Origin of the sequence: Ruania rhizosphaerae (assembly GCF_009805705.1) — a bacterium.
Lineage (GTDB): Bacteria > Actinomycetota > Actinomycetes > Actinomycetales > Beutenbergiaceae > Ruania > Ruania rhizosphaerae.
In genome coordinates, this window is the sequence record NZ_VSMB01000003.1 from 288,001 (window position 1) to 305,389 (window position 17,389).

The 17,389-nt window shown below is 66.3% G+C and carries 16 protein-coding genes; 7 read left to right on the plus strand and 9 right to left on the minus strand.

Translation table 11 applies throughout. From position 1 onward, the window contains the following. Positions 1-28: 28 nt before the first annotated feature. The 4 genes from FV560_RS06775 to FV560_RS06790 all read left to right on the plus strand — a co-directional run bounded on the left by FV560_RS06775 (position 29) and on the right by FV560_RS06790 (position 4,274). Positions 29-967 carry an FKBP-type peptidyl-prolyl cis-trans isomerase gene (locus FV560_RS06775; RefSeq protein WP_159620746.1) on the plus strand — a complete coding sequence of 313 codons (939 nt, stop codon included), beginning with the start codon at positions 29-31 and terminating at the stop codon, positions 965-967. Positions 968-1,150: 183 nt separating this feature from the next. After that, positions 1,151-2,044 (plus strand): aa3-type cytochrome oxidase subunit II, encoded by an 894-nt coding sequence (ctaC, locus tag FV560_RS06780; protein ID WP_338049696.1) that lies wholly within the window; start codon positions 1,151-1,153, stop codon positions 2,042-2,044. After that, a complete protein-coding gene (gene ctaD, locus FV560_RS06785) occupies positions 2,044-3,834 on the plus strand; it encodes an aa3-type cytochrome oxidase subunit I (protein WP_159620748.1) in 1,791 nt (596 codons plus the stop codon). The genes ctaC and ctaD overlap by 1 nt, the downstream gene beginning before the upstream one ends. Next, entirely contained in the window at positions 3,831-4,274 is a 444-nt protein-coding gene (locus FV560_RS06790) for a cytochrome c oxidase subunit 4 (protein WP_235019968.1), read from the plus strand. The genes ctaD and FV560_RS06790 overlap by 4 nt, the downstream gene beginning before the upstream one ends. A 222-nt stretch (positions 4,275-4,496) precedes the next feature. Here the strand turns inward: FV560_RS06790 and FV560_RS06795 are convergent, their stop codons facing one another. The 5 genes from FV560_RS06795 to ctaE all read right to left on the minus strand — a co-directional run bounded on the left by FV560_RS06795 (position 4,497) and on the right by ctaE (position 9,418). Then, a complete protein-coding gene (locus tag FV560_RS06795; RefSeq protein ID WP_159620749.1) occupies positions 4,497-5,108 on the minus strand; it encodes a superoxide dismutase in 612 nt (203 codons plus the stop codon). Positions 5,109-5,240: 132 nt separating this feature from the next. Beyond that, positions 5,241-6,929: a cytochrome bc1 complex cytochrome b subunit gene (qcrB, locus tag FV560_RS06800; protein WP_159620750.1), complete on the minus strand. Its 1,689-nt coding sequence runs from the start codon at positions 6,927-6,929 to the stop codon at positions 5,241-5,243. Continuing rightward, the gene (qcrA, locus tag FV560_RS06805) at positions 6,926-7,954 is read right to left on the minus strand and encodes a cytochrome bc1 complex Rieske iron-sulfur subunit (protein WP_159620751.1); all 1,029 of its coding nucleotides are present in this window, start codon (positions 7,952-7,954) and stop codon (positions 6,926-6,928) included. The genes qcrB and qcrA overlap by 4 nt, the downstream gene beginning before the upstream one ends. Next, entirely contained in the window at positions 7,951-8,730 is a 780-nt protein-coding gene (gene qcrC, locus FV560_RS06810; protein ID WP_159620752.1) for a cytochrome bc1 complex diheme cytochrome c subunit, read from the minus strand. The genes qcrA and qcrC overlap by 4 nt, the downstream gene beginning before the upstream one ends. 52 nt (positions 8,731-8,782) lie before the next feature. Then, on the minus strand, positions 8,783-9,418 hold the full coding sequence (gene ctaE, locus FV560_RS06815; RefSeq protein WP_159620753.1) for an aa3-type cytochrome oxidase subunit III: 636 nt from the start codon (positions 9,416-9,418) through the stop codon (positions 8,783-8,785). A gap of 275 nt (positions 9,419-9,693) precedes the next feature. On the opposite strand from ctaE, the gene FV560_RS06820 reads away from it, so the two are divergent. Both FV560_RS06820 and trpD read left to right on the plus strand, forming a co-directional pair. Further along, a complete protein-coding gene (locus tag FV560_RS06820) occupies positions 9,694-10,116 on the plus strand; it encodes a response regulator (protein ID WP_159620754.1) in 423 nt (140 codons plus the stop codon). Further along, complete coding sequence (gene trpD / locus FV560_RS06825) at positions 10,113-11,192, plus strand: anthranilate phosphoribosyltransferase (protein ID WP_235019969.1); 1,080 nt, start codon at positions 10,113-10,115, stop codon at positions 11,190-11,192. Before FV560_RS06820 ends, trpD begins: the two co-directional genes overlap by 4 nt. A gap of 51 nt (positions 11,193-11,243) precedes the next feature. Here the strand turns inward: trpD and FV560_RS06830 are convergent, their stop codons facing one another. From FV560_RS06830 to FV560_RS06845, 4 genes are all read right to left on the minus strand, one after another. Continuing rightward, on the minus strand, positions 11,244-11,525 hold the full coding sequence (locus FV560_RS06830) for an Lrp/AsnC family transcriptional regulator (RefSeq protein ID WP_159620756.1): 282 nt from the start codon (positions 11,523-11,525) through the stop codon (positions 11,244-11,246). 37 nt (positions 11,526-11,562) lie between these two features. Further along, a complete protein-coding gene (locus FV560_RS06835; RefSeq protein WP_159620757.1) occupies positions 11,563-13,479 on the minus strand; it encodes a DEDD exonuclease domain-containing protein in 1,917 nt (638 codons plus the stop codon). 73 nt (positions 13,480-13,552) lie between these two features. Continuing rightward, entirely contained in the window at positions 13,553-15,361 is a 1,809-nt protein-coding gene (locus FV560_RS06840; protein ID WP_159620758.1) for an AMP-dependent synthetase/ligase, read from the minus strand. Positions 15,362-15,428: 67 nt separating this feature from the next. Further along, positions 15,429-15,875, minus strand: coding sequence for a hypothetical protein (locus tag FV560_RS06845; protein ID WP_159620759.1), 447 nt, complete (start codon positions 15,873-15,875; stop codon positions 15,429-15,431). A gap of 187 nt (positions 15,876-16,062) precedes the next feature. Here FV560_RS06845 and FV560_RS06850 point away from each other — a divergent pair, with 187 nt between their 5' ends. Further along, positions 16,063-17,301, plus strand: coding sequence for a pyrophosphate--fructose-6-phosphate 1-phosphotransferase (locus FV560_RS06850; RefSeq protein ID WP_159620760.1), 1,239 nt, complete (start codon positions 16,063-16,065; stop codon positions 17,299-17,301). Positions 17,302-17,389 lie beyond the last annotated feature (88 nt).

The window sequence follows — 17,389 nt, forward strand, 5'->3', positions numbered from 1 at the left end:
CCCCTGACCCGAGACGAAAGAACACCCCGTGAACCGACGCACCGCCCGCGCCCTGGCGCTCCTGACGACTGCTGGACTCCTGCTGACGGCCTGCAGTGCCGGCGAGCCAGAGGAGGGGAACGCGCCGCCTGAGGAGACCACCACGCAGCAATCGTCCGGCATGCCGGATGCGAGCGGTGATTTCGGTGAGGCGCCGACGTTCACCTTCCCGACCGAGCAGGCGCCCGACGGTCTCCAGGTCGAGGTGCTCAGCGAAGGGGAGGGTCCGCAGGTCCCGGAGCAGGCTGTCGTCGTCGCCCACTACGCAGGCATCGTGTGGGGTGCCGAGGAGACCTTCGACGACTCCTACAGCCGCGAGACGCCGTCGATGTTCTCCCTGAACAGCGTCGTCCAAGGGTGGACGCAGGGAATCCCTGGCCACGCCGTCGGCTCACGGTTGCTGCTCAGTATCCCGAGCGACCTCGGCTACGGCCCGTCCGGTGGCAATGCCGACGCCGGGATCGGCCCGGAGGACACGATCGTCTTCGTCGTCGATCTCGTCGAGGCATACGGCCCGGACGCAACCGGCCAGCCCGACGCCACCGAGGTCAACGGAGCGGCCGAGCTCCCGGTCACCGTCACCGGCGGACTCGGTGAGCCGGCGTCGGTGTCCGTGCCCGACGGGGCCGACGAGCCCTCCGAGGTCGAGACGATCGTTGTCGCCGAGGGAGACGGTGAACCGGTGGAGATGGGCCAGTCGGTCGCGATCGGGTACGCGACGACGGCTTGGGACGGGACGCCCGCGGGCAGTAGCTGGGCTAGCGACGGGGCCGGGGGAGCAGGCCCCTATGCGGGTTTCGTGGGCACGGGATCGATCGTCGACATGCTCGTCGATGTCCCGGTCGGATCGCGGGTGGTGGTCCTGACACCGCCCTCTGAGGAGGGCCCCGCCTATGCCCATGTGGTGGACGTTCTCGCAGCACGGTGAGCCTTCGGCGGGGATGCGTTCCCCGATCCTTGTGGAAGGGCGTGGCTCATGCGCTCCGCGGGGGGATTTGACGATAGGGTGGCTCTAGCCGGCTGGCCGTTCGAGCGAAGTGCTGCCTCAGTGCAGTGCGCCCGTGATGGTGCCCGGCACATCAGGATCGTGACGTCGGAAGGCTTGAGGATCGTGCCAACGCCCTCTCCCCGCACCACGAGGCGCCGCGCGGTCGGCCTCGGGGCGCTCGGGCTCGTCTCAGTGCTCGCTCTTGCCGGGTGCTCTGCGGAACAGGTCTCGCGGGGGTGGTTGCCTGGTAGCCCGGGCATCACCGAGTTCAGCGACGACGTCGTCACCTTGTGGAACGGGTCCTGGATCGCCGCGTTGATCGTGGGCGTGATCACCTGGGGTCTGATCATCTGGTGCGTGATCGTCTATCGCAAGCGCAAGGGTGACGACCGTCTACCCGTGCAGCTGCGGTACCACCTCCCGCTGGAACTGCTCTACACATTCGTCCCGCTGGTGATGGTGGGGGTGCTGTTCTACTACACCGCCACGCTTCAGGAGGAGATCACCAATCCTGACGTCGAGGCCGACGTCCACATCGACGTCTACGGACGCCAGTGGACGTGGGATTTCGTCTACACGGATGAGGGTGTGTGGGACACCGGCACGCAGGCGCAGCTCGACGGCACGATGGCGGCGGCCGAGGAGTTCCCCACCCTGTACCTGCCTGTCGGGCAGACGGTCGAGTTCACGTTGCGCAGCAGGGATGTCGCCCACTCGTTCTGGGTTCCGGCCTTCCTCTATAAGCTCGACACCATTCCCGGTGAGGTGAACTCCTTCACCCTGACTCCCAATGAAGAGGGCGTCTACCTGGGCAAGTGTGCTGAGCTGTGCGGTGAGTACCACGGCTACATGTACTTCAACGTCGCAGTGGTCCCCGAGGCCGAGTACGAGGCGCAGATGGAGGAACTCCGCGCCGCCGGTCAGACCGGTGATCTCGGTACCGAGTACGACCGACAGAACGCTGCGGACGTCTCCAGCCCCATCGGCGGCGACGAGGATGAGGGAGCTGAGCACTGATGGCCGTCCAGGACGACGTGCAGAACACCGCCACCGACGCCGGTGAGGTGGTACCGGGATTGACGAAGGAGCGCCAGCACCTCGGCAAGACCATCGTGGCGTGGACGACCACGACCGATCACAAGACGATCGGCTATCTCTACCTGATCACGTCCTTCGTGTTCTTCTGCTTCGGCGGCTTGCTCGCCTTGCTGATCCGGGCCGAACTCTTCGAGCCCGGTATCCAGGTGGTCGCCAGCGGTGAGCAGTACAACCAGTTGTTCACGATGCACGGCACGATCATGCTGCTGCTGTTCGCGACGCCGTTGTTCGTCGGCTTCGGCAACATCCTTGTTCCGCTGCAGATCGGAGCACCTGACGTCGCGTTCCCGCGGCTGAACATGTTCGCCTACTGGCTCTTCCTGTTCGGGGGGATCATCGCCAGCGCGGGCTTCCTCACCCCCCGAGGGGCCGCGAGCTTCGGCTGGTTCGCCTATACGCCACTGTCGAACGCGACGTACACCGCCGGGCTCGGCGGCGACCTGTGGGTGATGGGCCTGGCGATGACCGGGTTCGGCACCATCTTCGGGTCGGTCAACTTCATCACCACGATCCTGTGCATGCGCATGCCGGGGATGACGATGTTCCGGATGCCGATCTTCACCTGGAACATCCTGCTCACCTCGATCCTGGCGCTGATGGCGTTCCCGATCCTGGCCGCCGCACTCTTCGGGCTCGGTGCCGACCGTATCCTCGGTTCCCAGATCTTCGCGGCCGAGAACGGCGGAGCGATGCTCTGGCAGCACCTCTTCTGGTTCTTCGGCCACCCCGAGGTCTACATCATCGCGTTGCCGTTCTTCGGTATCGTCTCCGAGATCCTCCCGGTGTTCTCACGCAAGCCGCTCTTCGGGTACATGGGGCTGGTGTTCGCGACGATCGCGATCGCCGGCCTCTCGGTGACGGTCTGGGCGCACCACATGTACTCCACGGGACAGGTGCTCCTCCCGTTCTTCTCCGTGATGACCATGCTCATCGCCGTGCCGACCGGGGTGAAGTTCTTCAACTGGATCGGCACGATGTGGCGAGGCAAGCTCACGTTCGAGTCTCCGATGCTCTGGTGCATCGGCTTCCTCGTGACCTTCCTCTTCGGTGGTCTCACCGGGATCATCCTGGCGAGCCCGCCGCTCGACTTCCACGTCACCGACACCTACTTCGTGGTTGCGCACTTCCACTACGTGGTCTTCGGGACCGTGGTGTTCGCGATGTTCGCGGGATTCTACTTCTGGTGGCCGAAGTTCACGGGAAAGATGCTCGACGACCGGTGGGGGAAGATCCACTTCTGGCTGCTGTTCTTCGGATTCCACGGAACCTTCCTCATCCAGCACTGGCTGGGCGTGATGGGCATGCAACGCCGAGTCCCGGACTATCTGCCGGAGCCGGACTTCGTCTGGATGAATCAGCTCTCCACCATTTCGGCGGTCGTGCTCGCGCTGTCCACGTTGCCGTTCCTGTGGAACGTCTACAAGACGTGGCGTACCGCGCCAGATGTCGAGGTTGACGATCCCTGGGGTTACAGCAACTCACTCGAATGGGCCACGTCGTGCCCGCCGCCGCGCCACAATTTCGCCACTCTGCCCCGGATCCGGTCAGAACGCCCGGCATTCGACCTGCACCACCCGGAGGTGGCCGCCATGGACCACGCGGAACCGGAACCGGACCTGCTGGACAAGGTCTACGGTGACGCTGATCGCCGGGGTGAAGCCGAGTTGGGCGACGATCGCGCGAGCACACAGGACGGAGACGCACGATGAACGCCACATCGCATGGCCCGCGGACCGAACCGTACAAGCCGATGCGGATCGAAGCGATCTTCTTCCTCGGGCTGATCGGGTTCTTCGTCCCGATGTTCGTGCTGTATGGACTCTGGTCCGGCTGGGAGCCGGTCGGGTCGACAGCGTTGGCGCTGGTCGTCGGTCTGTGGGGGATGGTCGGCTTCTACCTGATGATCCTCAGCCGTCGCATCGACCCGCGCCCTGAAGACGACCCCATGGCAGACGTGGCCGACGCAGCGGGTGAGTACGGTACGTTCTCGCCCTGGAGCTGGTGGCCGCTGGTGCTTGGTGTGGCCGTCTCCTTCGTGTTCCTGGGGGCAGCGGTCGGCTGGTGGCTCCTCGGCATCGGCGCCGGTATCGCTCTCGTGGGTTTGGTTGGGCACGTCCTGGAGTTCAGCCGTAACCACCACGCCCACTGACCCCTCACCGCCGTTCCGCGCGCCCGTGAACCCCACGCAGGGGTTCACGGGCGCGGTGCTTTGTGCGGGGTACCGCGTGCACTCCCCACCCACCCGGGCAGCGCCGCTCGCACCACCGGCAGCACCTCGCCCCCCGGCAGCACAGACAGCGCCGCCCGCACCTGTTGAGAGGCAGATGCGGGCGGCGATACTCGCGCAGCGGGGTGTCCCGCGTGCGAGATATCAGACGGTCGAGTTGGAACGGGCCTTGTCAAGACGCGCAGCGACATCCTGCCAGTTGGCGATGTTCCAGAACGCCTTGATGTACTCGGCCTTGACGTTGAGGTAGTCCAGGTAGAAGGCGTGCTCCCACATGTCCAGCATCAGGAGCGGAGTGATCGACACCGGGACGTTGGCCTGCTGGTCGAAGAGCTGGAAGATGGCGAGCCGCTGGCCGAGGCTGTCCCAGCCTAGGACGGACCAGCCCGATCCCTGGATGCCGGCAGCGTTCGCAGCGAAGTGACTCTGGAACGCCGAGAACGAGCCGAAGAACTCGGTGATCGCCGCAGCGAGCTCACCCTCCGGCTCTCCGCCACCATCCGGGGAGAGGTTGTTCCAGAAGATCGTGTGGTTGATGTGGCCGCCCAGGTTGAACGCAAGGTTCTTCTCGAGCAGGTTCACCGCACCGAGATCGTCTGAGGCGCGAGCCCCCTCGAGCTTCTCCAGCGCCGTGTTCGCACCGGCGACATAGGCCGCGTGGTGCTTGTCGTGGTGCAGCTCCATGATCTTGCCGGAAATGTGCGGTTCGAGTGCCGCGTAGTCGTACGGCAGGTCAGGAAGCGTGTACTGAGCCATCGGGTGTCCTCCTGTAGAGACGTGGCAATCCGAAGCGGTGGCAGCATCCTGCCACCGTGATCGTGGGAGCCACCCCCCACGATCACGTGGCGACCGCCGTGGCGACGGCCCCACCGTCCCACCGTAACGCGATCAGTGAGACTGTGTGCCGATCGTCTCGCGAGCAGGACGGGCGTCAACCGCATCGTGCTCATCGTGGGCGTGCGCAGCCGCCAGTTCCGCCGGAGTGACAGGCTCGACCCGGTCTTCGTAGAAGAAGCGGGAGAGGGACTGCCGGAGACGATCCCGGCGGTGACCGGGACGGCGGACACCGGCGGAGTCCTCCTCGGCGGGGATCTCGAGCGGGCGGCGCGGCCCGTGTGCCACCAGAACCCACCGTTCGTGCTCGTCCAGCGGCCGGTGCACCTCGATGTACTCGCCGGAGGCGAAACGGACGACTCGACCGGTCTCGTGCCCGTGGAGTACGAGCTCGCGATCCTTGCGTTGCAGGCTCAGGCAGATCCGCTTGGTCACGATGAACGTCACGACCGGCAGGACGAAGAACAGCACCCGGAAAGCCCAGGTGATCGCGTTCAGGGACAGGTGGAAGTGGGTGGCGATGAGGTCATTGGAACCCGCTGCCACCAGGACGAAGAAGACGCTCAGGATCGCCACACCAGAGGCCGTGCGCACCGGTGCGTTCCGCGGACGGTCCAGCACATGATGCTCGCCGGTGTCCTTGGTCGCGAAGCCCTCGATGAAGGGAAACAAGGCCAGCAAGGTGAACAGGATGCCCGGAATGACCACGCCGGGCACCAGGATGTTCAGCGACAGCGTGAATCCACCGATCACATACTCGGTCTGGCCCGGCATCAGCCGGAGTGCGCCCTCGAGGAACAGCATGTACCAGTCAGGCTGAGCGCCTGCCCCGACGATCGATGGGTCGTACGGTCCGTAGTTCCAGACGTTGTTGATGCTCATCGTGGCACCCATCACGGCCAGGACACCAAACACGATGAAGAAGAAGCCACCAGCCTTGGCGGTGTAGACGGGGAAGAGCGGGTAGCCCACCACATTCCGGTCGGTGCGCCCAGGCCCTGGGAACTGTGTGTGCTTGTGCCACACGATCAGGAAGAGATGGACGGCGATCAACGCCAGGATGAGGCCAGGCACCAGCAGGATATGGACCGTGAAGAGGCGCGGGATGATGTCAGTGCCGGGAAACTCGCCACCGAAGAGCATGTAACTGCCGTAGCTACCGATCAGCGGGATCGCCCGCAGTACGCCGTCAGCGATGCGTAGTCCGTTGCCGGAGAGGACGTCGTCAGGGAGGGAGTACCCGGAGAACCCTGCGGCAAGGCCGAGGATCAGCAGGGTGAAGCCGACCAGCCAGTTGAGCTCACGGGGGCGACGGAAGGCCCCGGTGAAGAACACTCGCATCATGTGCACGGTCATGGCGCCCACGAACATCAGGGCGGCCCAGTGGTGGATCTGCCGCATCAGCAGACCCCCGGGCACGTGGTAGGACATGTAGACCGTCGAGGCGAAGGCCTCGGACATCTCCAGTCCCTGCATCGTGACGGGCAGTGCATCCTCGGGGTAGTGCACTTCGGTCATGCTCGGGACGAAGAACATCGTCAAGAAGATGCCTGACAGGATCAGGATCACGAAACTGAAGAGTGCGATCTCGCCCAACAGGAACGACCAGTGGTCCGGGAAGATCTTGCGCGCGAACTCCTTGACCATCTTGGACGCCCCCACCCGGGTGTCCAGGAAGTCCGCCCCCGCCGCGACGGTCGGGGATGTCTTCCGCTGCTGCGGAACCTCGGTGCGGGCGCTCATCGTTCACGCTCCCAGTAGCTCGGGCCGACTGGCTCGTCGAAGTCCTGCTGGGCGTACAGGTACCCCTCATCGTCGACTGCGATCGGCAACTGCGGCAGTGGCCGCTTCGCCGGACCGAAGACGACCTTCGCCTGATCGGTGATATCGAAGGTGGACTGGTGGCACGGGCACAGGACGTGATGTGTCTGCTGCTCGTAGAGTGCGACGGGGCAGCCGACGTGTGTGCAGACCTTCGAGTACGCCACGATGCCGTCGTAGGACCAGCCGCGCCGTTCCTCCGGCTCCTTCAGGATCGATGGATCGACGCGGATCACGATCACGACGGCCTTGGCCTTCTCCTCGAGGTAGTGCTCCTCCTCGGGAAGGCGGTAAGGCATCACGTGCACCATGCTGCCCCGGGTGATGTCCGAGGCCTTGATGCGGCGATCGGTCGGGTCGGTCGCAAGATACCGGGGTCCGCCGTCAGGGGTTCCGGCCCACGCAGTGTGACGGAACTTCGAGACGTTCCAGTCCGCACCCAGATTCCCGACCAGGGGTACGACGAAACTCAGCGGGGCAAGCGCTAGTGCGGTGCCGAGCGCGCCCTTGAGCACGGGGCGCCGGGCGATGCCGGAATCAGCGGCTCCCTCCTGCAGCATCTCGACCGCACGCTCGCGGGTGGCATCGTCGCCGCGCTGCTCGTGCCGCTCCTCGACCTTCTCGTGGTCGTTCATCAGGCTCTTCGCCCAGTGGACCGCCGCGGCGCCGATACCAAGCATCCCCAGCCCCAGCCCCAGGCCGAGCACCAGGGTGGACATGCGGACGTTTCCGGCGTCCGGCTCGGCGACGGGGAAGGCGAAGTAGCCCACGATGCCGCCGATGGTGGCCAGGATCGAGACGGTGAACAGGGCGACGACCTGCCGCTCGGACCGCTTGGCTGCCCGGGGATCGTCGTCACCCAGGCGCGGCCGATGGTGGCCGAGACCAGGGTTCTCGAATGATTCCGCCGTGGCCGGTTCTGTCAACTCGTTGTGTTCTTCACTCATGACGACCTCGATCCGATCCACACCGCCGCGCAGATCAGCACGCCCATTCCGACCACGAACACCCACAGCCCCTCGGACACCGGCCCGAGAGAGCCGAGGCTGAGACCGCCAGGATTGGGCTCGCGCTGCTCGATGAGGTAAGCGATAACGTCGCGCTTGTCTTCTTCAGTCAGGGTGGCGTCGTTGAACACCGGCATCGACTGCGGACCGGTCAGCATCGCTTCGTAGATCTCGGTCGGAGTGGACTCATACAGCGCAGGGGCGTACTTCCCCTCGGTCAGTGCACCCCCGGCACCGACAGCGTTGTGGCACATGGCGCAGTTCGTCCGGAACAGGGCGCCACCGGCGGCCGCGTCACCGAGAGTGGGATCGACCTGCTCCGCGGACGGGATCGATGGCCCGGGACCGAGGGAGGCAATGTAGGCAGCGACCTGCTGCGCCTGCTCTTCGTCCAGCTGCGGGGGCTTTGCCTCCGCCTGGGGTGAGTTGGCGTCCATCGGCATCCGACCGGTCACGATCTGGAAGTGCACGGAGGCGGCGCCCACACCGATCAGGGACGGCGCCTCGGGCGTTCCCTCGGCATCCAGTCCGTGACAGGTCGAGCAGTTGGTGATGAACAGCCGCTCACCCTCGGTCAGGTCGTCCGCGCTGGCGGTATCGGCCTGAGCCGCACTCGGGGCGATGGCCGCGTACACAACTCCGGTGAACAGGAGTGCCAGCGCCATCAGGATGACGGGCGCTAGCCGGTGCCGTCGCCTGGCCGCTAAAGCCTTCACTTCTACGAATCCTCGAATCAGATGGGGGAACGGTGGGTTGCGCAGGTCTGCGTCAGAGCATGGGGAGCAGGTAGATCACGCCGAAGAGGACGATCCACACGGCGTCGACGAAGTGCCAGTAGTAGGAGACCACCAATGCGGTCGTGGCTTCGTGCTCACCGAATCGGTGCGCAGAGAACGAGCGCAGCAGCACGAACAGGAACGCGATGAGTCCACCGATCACGTGCAGGCCGTGGAAACCGGTGGCGAGATAGAAGACGGAGCCGTACGTGGAGTTCTGCAGGGTGAGACCCATGTGGGCGAGCTCGGCGTACTCGAACACCTGGCCGGCGATGAAGGTGGCGCCCATCAGGTACGTGAGGATGAACCACTCCTGCATACCCCACTTGGAGACCTGGAACAGTGAGCCCGTCCGCACGGGCTGGAATCGCTCGGCCGCCCACACGCCCAGCTGGCAGGTGACGGAACTGAGGACCAGGATCACCGTGTTGATCCCGGAGAATGTGATGTTGAGGAACTCGTAGCCCTCGTTCCACACCTCCGGTCCGGCAACCGATCGGTGAGTGAAGTACATCGCGAACAGCCCGGCGAAGAACATGAGCTCAGACGAGAGCCACACGATGGTGCCCACCTGCGTGAGGTTGGGTCGGTTCACCGCCAGGTGCGGGGTGGAGGTTGCAGACGACACGCAGACATTATGGCGGTTCTGGAGGCATGATGGACACCGCAGAAGCCCAACATCTGCTGGACTGGCGGAATCGTGGGCGAAACGTGATCTGTCGGCGCGTCGCCTGGCCGAACGAGATGACGGATACCTGGTGAACGTCGTCTCCGGCTCGCCGAACGAGGTGCGTGACGACGTCCCGTGGGCGTCTCGGCGGGGATCGGCTCGGCGCGTCGGAGGCTAGGATGAGGGCGGACCACGATGGTGCGGGCCCAGCGCCCGGGGACGGAAGGATCAGCATGACCGCCGTGCAGCACGAAGCAAGGGCTCCCGAGGCTGAAGAGACGGTGTCGGTGCTGCTGTACAGCGACGACTCCACCACGCGTGAGCAGGTGCTGACCGGCGTGGGACGACGGGCTTCGATCGACAGTCCGCGGATCCTGTGGCAGGAGACAGCCACGCCGGCAGCGGTCGTGGACTACGTGGAGAACGGTCGCTACGACCTGGTGATCCTCGATGGTGAGTCCGCGAAGTTCGGTGGAATGGGCTTGTGCCGATCTCTCAAGACCGAGATCTATCAGTGCCCACCCGTACTCCTCCTCATCGCCCGGCCGCAGGATGCATGGTTGGCGTCCTGGTCCGAGGCGGACGCGGTGGTGTCCATGCCGCTGGATCCGATCGCGCTGCAGGAGACCGTCGCCGATCTCGTGCGTCGCCGGTGACGGCGGGCGCGCTGTCCGGGCCCGGTTGGCCGGATCTGATCACCCGCCTGGTGGCGGGGGAGGATCTGAGCGCTGTCGATACCGCCTGGGTCATGGACCAAGTCATGTCCGGTAACAGCGAACCGATTGCACTCGGCGGATTCCTGGTGGCCCTGCGAGCCAAGGGAGAGACCGTCGCCGAGGTCACGGGGCTCGCGGACGCGATGCTCCGGCATGCACTGCCGGTCACCATCGACCAGGATGCCGTGGACATCGTGGGCACCGGGGGAGATCGGCACCGCAGCGTCAATATCTCGACGATGGCGGCGCTCGTGGTAGCCGGCGCAGGAGTACGGGTCGTCAAGCACGGTAACCGGGCGGCGTCGTCTGCTTCTGGTTCAGCGGACGTCCTGGAGGAGCTCGGTGTGCGGCTCGATCTCACGCCGGAGGATGTGGAGCGAGTCGCTCACCAGGCAGGGATCACCTTCCTGTTCGCACGGGTCTTTCATCCGAGCTTCCGGCATGCCGCGACGACGCGGAGCGGCCTCGGAGTCCCGACGGCGTTCAATGTGCTCGGTCCACTCACGAACCCCGCCCGGCCCCGGTCCGGAGCAATCGGAGTCGGTGATCGACGGATGGCTCCGATCATGGCCGGTGTGCTCGCCGAACGAGGGACCCGCGCACTGGTGTTCCGCAGCGAGGACGGGCTCGACGAGCTCGCCACGACAGCCCCTGTCCGCATCTGGGAGGCCGTCGACGGGCAGGTGCGTGAGCACGAGATCGATGCGACGAGCACCTTCGGCATGCCGCGAGCGTCCCTGGACGACATCCGTGGCGGGGACGCACGGGTGAACGCGCAAGTGGCCCGTGACCTGCTTGCCGGGGCGCAGGGGCCGGTGCGCGACGCCGTCGTGCTGAACGCCGCTGCTGGTCTCGTGGCCCACGGAGGAGCGCCCGGTACGGCCGAGGGTTCGCTCGTCGACCGGCTCGCCGCCGGTGTGGAACTCGCACACCGCGCGATCGATGACGGAGCGGCGAACGAGGCATTGGAGCGTTGGGTACTCGCCAGCACGGCTGGAAACTCGCCCCAGAGTTAGGGCGGAGTTAGGGCGGGCTCAGCAGCGGTCGCCAGGCACGCGAATCGTGTCCTAGTCGTCCAGGCCGAGGGCAAAGGCCGCTTCGAGATCGTGCCGGGAGTATGCCTGGAATGCGATGTAGGTCCGAGTGCGGACCACACCGGCAACCTTGGAGATCCGATCGGCGATGACGTCGGCCAGCATGTCGTGCTGGGCGACACGCACGACGGCGATGATGTCGACGTCGCCGGTCGTCGAGTAGGCCTCGGTGACGCCCGGAAGCTCGGCCACCTGACCGGCGACTTCCGGGATCCGATCGGCTTCGACGTCGATGTGGACGATCGCCGTGATCATGTGCGGCTCCTTCGGGGTGAGTGGATGAGTTGTCCCATCATGCCGCGCCGGAGGAGCCTCTGGTGGCAGGCGAGGCTGCGACAGCGGACGGGGAGCCGACGACGGGACCGACGGCGATGCCGTCGGCTACCGGTCCCAGCACCTCCTGCTCGGTCTGACTGATGATGAGCTCCTGCAGCCGGGGCAGGAGCGCCGAGGCTCCGTGTACCGGAAGCGCCCAGCCCGCACCCGTAGCACGTCCGGTCTCACCGCTGATGTCGAGCTCGACCAGCCGTGTTCCGGGGCGTTCCAGCCAGCGCAGGACCAGTTCGGTCTCCTCGGCGGTCGCAGGACCCGGACGGCCTGCCGGTGGGCTGACTTCCTCACCGCTCGCGGCGAGCGCCCGCACCACACCCATGACGGGAGCACCCCGGCCGCTGACGGCTGTACCGGCGAATCGTCCGTACCGCAGGAGCAGCAGTTCCCAGCCACCACCGCCGTGGCGCCGGGCCGCGATCAACTGGCGCGCTGCGCGGAGCCCGTCGTGCCGTTCAGTGCGGGATGCCGCCCGGAGGTAGGCAACCAGTTCGTCTCGCCGCCGCGCGGCCTCCTCGTAGCGTTGATGCCGGGACAGTCGCATGATCGCCGCTCTGGCGGCCGCGACAACGCCGGAGGCATCGCCGCTGAGAGCAGCCTCTGCCCGCTTCACCCGTGCGGCGTACTCGGATGTGTCGTGCACGCACGGCGCCACGCACGAGCCCATCTCGGCGAGCACGCAGGCAGATGCTGTCGGTCGTGGCGTGGCAGGTAGTCGCTGGCTACACGTACGCAACCCGGTGGCGGCCACGATGGCGGCGACTGCCAGCTCAGCCTGGCTACGGGAGTTGAACGGGCCGATCGCGCGGCCGGCCGCCTCAGCCGGGACGTTCCGGACGATTGACAGTCGAGGGTGTGGTTCATCGGTCAGACGCACCCAGGGCTGCTTCTCGGGTGAGCGGGAACGTCTGTTGTACGGCGGCCGGTATATCGCTATCGCACGCAGCTCCCGCACGGCGGCCTCGAGCTCTGTCGCGCACGGTACCGGTCTGACCGCTGTGGCCAGATCGATCATCTCGGCGATCCGTCGTCGCTTCTCCGCCGCTGTGAAGTAGCTACGGACACGCCGGCGAAGGTTGACAGCGGTACCGACGTAGAGCACATCGCCGGTCGGGCCGAGGAACTGATAGACGCCGGGTCCGGTCGGAAGGCCGTCTGCGAGGCTGGCCTTGCGACGGCGGGTCGCAGGTACGGGATCGGCAGCGGTGGTCAGGTCCTCCACATGTGTGACCCCGAGGCCCGCCATCCGGCTCAGGAGCCCGTGCAGGACATCGACAGTGGCGCGTGCGTCCGTCAGGGCCCGGTGGTCCGGGGCCGTGACAGCCCCGAACAGACGCGCCAGACTCGCCAGCTTGTGGTTCGGGGACTCGTCCCTGGTGACCACCCTGCGCGCCAGCGCCACAGTGTCGACAATCTGCGGTCGAGGCCAGGGCAGGTCCATCTGCTCGCACGCTGCCCGGAGGAAGCCGACGTCGAACCTCGCATTGTGGGCCACCAGGATCGCGCCCCGGGAGAACTCCAGGAAGGCCGGAAGCACCTCGGAAATCCGTGGCGCCGACGTCACCATCGCGTTCGTGATCCCGGTCAGCACCGTGATGGTGGGAGGGATGCCCATTCCGGGGTTGACCAGGGTCTGGAACTCGCCGACCGTCTCACCGCCGCGCACCTTGACCGCTCCGATCTCGGTGATGGCACTTTCCTTCGGTGAGCCGCCCGTGGTCTCCAGGTCGACGACGACGAAGGTCGCCTCCACCAACGGCGTCCCGATCTCGTCGAGGCCCAGCTGTACCGGACGGGCGCCGGCGGCAACGGACGCTCCGGGGTCCTCAGGTTGCAGCAACCGACCGCCGACGGCGGGACGAAGCAGGTTCTCGATCATCACCGGGCACGCTACGCGCCACCGGTGACATCACCGCTGCCGACACCCCAGGCCAGTCGCCCGACCCACCAGGTCAGTTGCCCGTGCGCTCCGCCGCAGCCTTGGCATACAGCGCCTCGATCGTCTCGGCGTAGTCAGCCAGCACGAGTGAACGCTTCACACTCATCTTCGGGGTCAGATAGTCGGCCACGGTGAAGTCCTCGGTAAGAATCTCGTACTGTCGTACCGATTCTGCCCGTGAGACCGCGGCGTTGGCGTGGTCGATCGCGGACTGCAGCGCTTCCCGGACCTGTGGGTGCTGCGCGGCCTCGTCGACCGGCATCTCTGGCAGGCCCTGGTTCGACAGCCAGGTCGGCAGCATCTCGGCGTCGAGAGTGACCAGCGCCGCGACGAACGGTCGCTGATCACCGATCACGACGCACTGGCTCACGAGAGCATGCGCCCGGATCTTGTCCTCGAGCTGCGAGGGAATGACGTTCTTCCCTCCGGCGGTGACGATGATCTCCTTCTTCCGGCCGGTGATCCGCAGGTAGCCGTCCTCGTCGATCTCACCGAGGTCGCCGGTACGGAACCAGCCGTCGGTGAACGCCTCGGCGGTGGCCTCGGCGTTGTCGTGGTAGCGACCGAAGACGGCGATGCCTTTCGCCAGGATCTCGTCGTCCTCGGCGATCCGCAGGCTGATTCCCGGCAGCGGGGGGCCCACCGTCCCGATCTTCGAACGGGCGGGCACGTTCACAGAGACCGGGGCTGTGGTCTCGGTGAGCCCGTAGCCCTCGAGCACCGTGACGCCGACTCCGCGGAAGAAGTGGCCCAGCCGCTCGCCTAGTGGAGCGCCGCCGGAGATCGCGAACTCGACCTGGCCACCGAGGGCGGCCCGGATCTTGTGCAGCACCAGCTTGTCCGCGAGTGCGTACTTGGTGCGCAGGGCGAACCCGGGGCCGCCTTCGTCCAGCGAGCGTGAATAGGCCGTGGACACTCCAGCCGCCCACTGGAAGATCTTGATCTTCCCGCCGGCGGCAGCCTTCTGCTCGGAGGAGTTGTAGACCTTCTCGAAGACCCGGGGGACGGAGAGGATGAAGGTCGGCCGGAATGCGCCGATGTGCGACAGGAGCGTCGTCGGATCGCCCACGTGACCGATGGGAACGCCTGCGCAGATCGTCAGTACCGAGACGAGCCTGGCGAAGACATGCGCCAGGGGCATGAAGAGCAAGGTGCGGGCGTTGTCGTGCAGGATTTCCTTGCCCAGCGCGGCGCACGCGTTGCGCGTGAGCTCGACGAAGTTGCCGTGGCTGAGCTCGACTCCCTTCGGCAACCCCGTCGTGCCCGACGTGTAGATGATCGTCGCCAGATCGCCGAGCCGGAGGGCGTCGTACCGCTCGCGCACGGCGTCGGGTGTGACATCGGAACCGTCGGCGGTGAGCTGGTCGAGGGCGCCGTCGTCGAACACCCAGACGTCATCGAGGCCGGACTCCCCGGCGGCCTCCCGGGCGAGTGCGGCGAGCTCAGCGGTCTCGGCGAAGACCCGTCGCGCCTTGGAGTCGGACAGGATCCACGCGGCCTGCTCGACCGAGGACGTCTCGTAGATCGGGACGGTCACGCCCCCGGCGTACCAGATCGCGAAATCGGCGATCGTCCACTCGGCGCGGGTGCGTGACAGGATCGCCACCCTGTCACCTGCCTGCATCCCTCCGGCGACCAGCCCCCGCGCCACACCGAGGACCTGCTCGTGCAGTTCCTGGGCGGTGACAGGCGTCCAGCTCCCACCGTCGGGCAATTCGAGCAGCACCCGCCGCGGATCCTGCGAGGCCCAATCGACCAGGAGGTCAGGAATCGCCAGCTCATCGGGCGTGGTGACCATCAGCGGGACGTCGACCTCATTCATGGCTGGCTCCTTCGGCAGAGACGTGACGAGTGCCCACACTGTAAACCGTGAGCACACAGATGTGCGGTCAGACGACGGCACCGTCGTCGGAGTCGTCGCGCGAGCGCGGCATCCGCCACAGCAGGACCAACCAGCCGACGACTGATCCCATGATAGCCGTCAGGTACACCCATGAGGGTGCTGAGGGCCAGACGATCAGAAAGATCACCGTCGCCACCGGGCCACCGAGGGCGGCCAGCCACGCCAGTGTCGGCAGCGGGTCGCTCCCACGCAGTGGGGGTGGGTCCGGGGGGACGAAGCCCGTCTCCTCACCGTCTTCGGCCACCTCGTAGTCGCGAGGCCCCGACGGCGCAGCACCGGTCTCGTCCGGACCGGTGACGGGCTCGTGATCATCCTCCGTACCGAGGTCGCCGAGTTGAGCGGTCAGCTCGGCCCATCGCTGCTCGACCTCACGGTCGGACGGCTGCGGCGACGAGCGTCCTGGCTCACGCTCGTCCGGATCAGGCTCGGGCATGACTCCACTGTACGGCGCAGCCGCTGCAGCGACGAGCGTCCACGGGTGGGGGAGCCGGGTGTCATCGGGGTCGCGCCGTCCATGTGGGCGACACATGGAGGCGACGCCGGATCAGTAGCATGAGAGACGGAACCGAGCGAAGTACGACGGGTCCATGTGCCTCCCCACCCTCATCGAAAGGTCGAGAATGTCACAGAACGCTCCGATCCGCCGGATCGCACTGCTCACCGCGGGCGGATTCGCGCCCTGCCTGTCCGCTGCCGTCGCGGGCCTGGTGCGTCGCTACGGAGACGTTCTCCCGGATGCGGAGATCATCGCCTACCAATACGGCTACCACGGGTTGCTGACCGGTAACTACGTCGTCGTCGACGAGGCCGCACGTGAGGCGATCGACGTGCTGGACAGATTCGGAGGCTCCCCGATCGGGAACAGCCGGGTGAAACTCACCAACGCCAAGGATCTCGTCAAGCGCGGTCTGGTCGAGGAGGGTGAGGATCCGTTGCAGGTCGCTGCAGAACGACTGCGCTCCGACGGCGTGGACGTGCTCCACACCATCGGCGGCGATGACACCAACACCACGGCTGCGGATCTGGCCGCCTATCTGGAGCAGAACGACTACCACCTGACCGTTGTGGGCCTGCCCAAGACGATCGACAACGACATCGTGCCGATCCGGCAGTCACTGGGCGCGACGACGGCGGCTCAGCAGGCCTCACGTTTCGCTCAGAACATCATCGGCGAGCACCGGTCCAACCCGCGCATGCTGATCGTGCACGAGGTGATGGGGCGTCACTGCGGATGGCTGACGGCCGCGGCAGCGCGGGACTACCGGAACTGGTGGCAGGAGCAGACGTGGAACCCGGCGTTGGGCCTGACCCAGGAGCGGTGGGATATCCACGCGGTCCTGCTGCCCGAGTTGAAGGTCGACCTGCAGGCTGAGGCCACCCGATTGCGCGCCATCATGGATGAGGTCGGCAACGTCAACATCTTCCTGTCCGAAGGGGCCGGTGTACCGGAGATCGTGGCGGAGCTGGAAGCCGCGGGCGAGGAGGTCAAGCGGGATCCGTTCGGTCACGTCATGCTCGACACGATCAATCCGGGTGCGTGGTTCGCCAAGCAGTTCGCCGAGCTGATCGGTGCCGAGAAGGTGATGGTGCAGAAGTCCGGCTACTTCTCCCGATCCGCGCCCGCGAACGAGGAGGATCTCACGCTGATCCGTTCCATGACGGACTTCGCCGTCGACACGGCGATGGCAGGGGAGTCGGGCGTGATCGGGCACGATGAGGAGAACGGTGACCAGCTCGCCGCGATCGCGTTCCCGAGGATTGGCGGAGGAAAGGCGTTCGACGTCTCCGCTGACTGGTTCGTCGACCTGCTCGCTCAGATCGGCCAGCCGCTCGTGCCGGCGGAAACCACTGGCCACTGAGGGCAGCCCAAGCACGATCACGTGCGGTGTCCCGGTGCCCATGCGCAGGAGCCGGGCACCGCACGTGGCGGCCGCTGGCCAGGTGAGA

Bases quoted from the DNA above. Each gene is read 5' to 3' on its own strand.
- FV560_RS06840 (WP_159620758.1), bottom strand. From the start codon at position 15,361: ATGAATGAGGTCGACGTCCCGCTGATGGTCACCACGCCCGATGAGCTG.
- FV560_RS06850 (WP_159620760.1), top strand. From the start codon at position 16,063: ATGTCACAGAACGCTCCGATCCGCCGGATCGCACTGCTCACCGCGGGC.
- FV560_RS06795 (WP_159620749.1), bottom strand. From the start codon at position 5,108: ATGGCTCAGTACACGCTTCCTGACCTGCCGTACGACTACGCGGCACTC.
- qcrB (WP_159620750.1), bottom strand. From the start codon at position 6,929: ATGAGCGCCCGCACCGAGGTTCCGCAGCAGCGGAAGACATCCCCGACC.
- ctaD (WP_159620748.1), top strand. From the start codon at position 2,044: ATGGCCGTCCAGGACGACGTGCAGAACACCGCCACCGACGCCGGTGAG.
- FV560_RS06790 (WP_235019968.1), top strand. From the start codon at position 3,831: ATGAACGCCACATCGCATGGCCCGCGGACCGAACCGTACAAGCCGATG.
- FV560_RS06820 (WP_159620754.1), top strand. From the start codon at position 9,694: ATGACCGCCGTGCAGCACGAAGCAAGGGCTCCCGAGGCTGAAGAGACG.
- FV560_RS06835 (WP_159620757.1), bottom strand. From the start codon at position 13,479: ATGATCGAGAACCTGCTTCGTCCCGCCGTCGGCGGTCGGTTGCTGCAA.
- FV560_RS06845 (WP_159620759.1), bottom strand. From the start codon at position 15,875: ATGCCCGAGCCTGATCCGGACGAGCGTGAGCCAGGACGCTCGTCGCCG.
- qcrA (WP_159620751.1), bottom strand. From the start codon at position 7,954: ATGAGTGAAGAACACAACGAGTTGACAGAACCGGCCACGGCGGAATCA.
- FV560_RS06830 (WP_159620756.1), bottom strand. From the start codon at position 11,525: ATGATCACGGCGATCGTCCACATCGACGTCGAAGCCGATCGGATCCCG.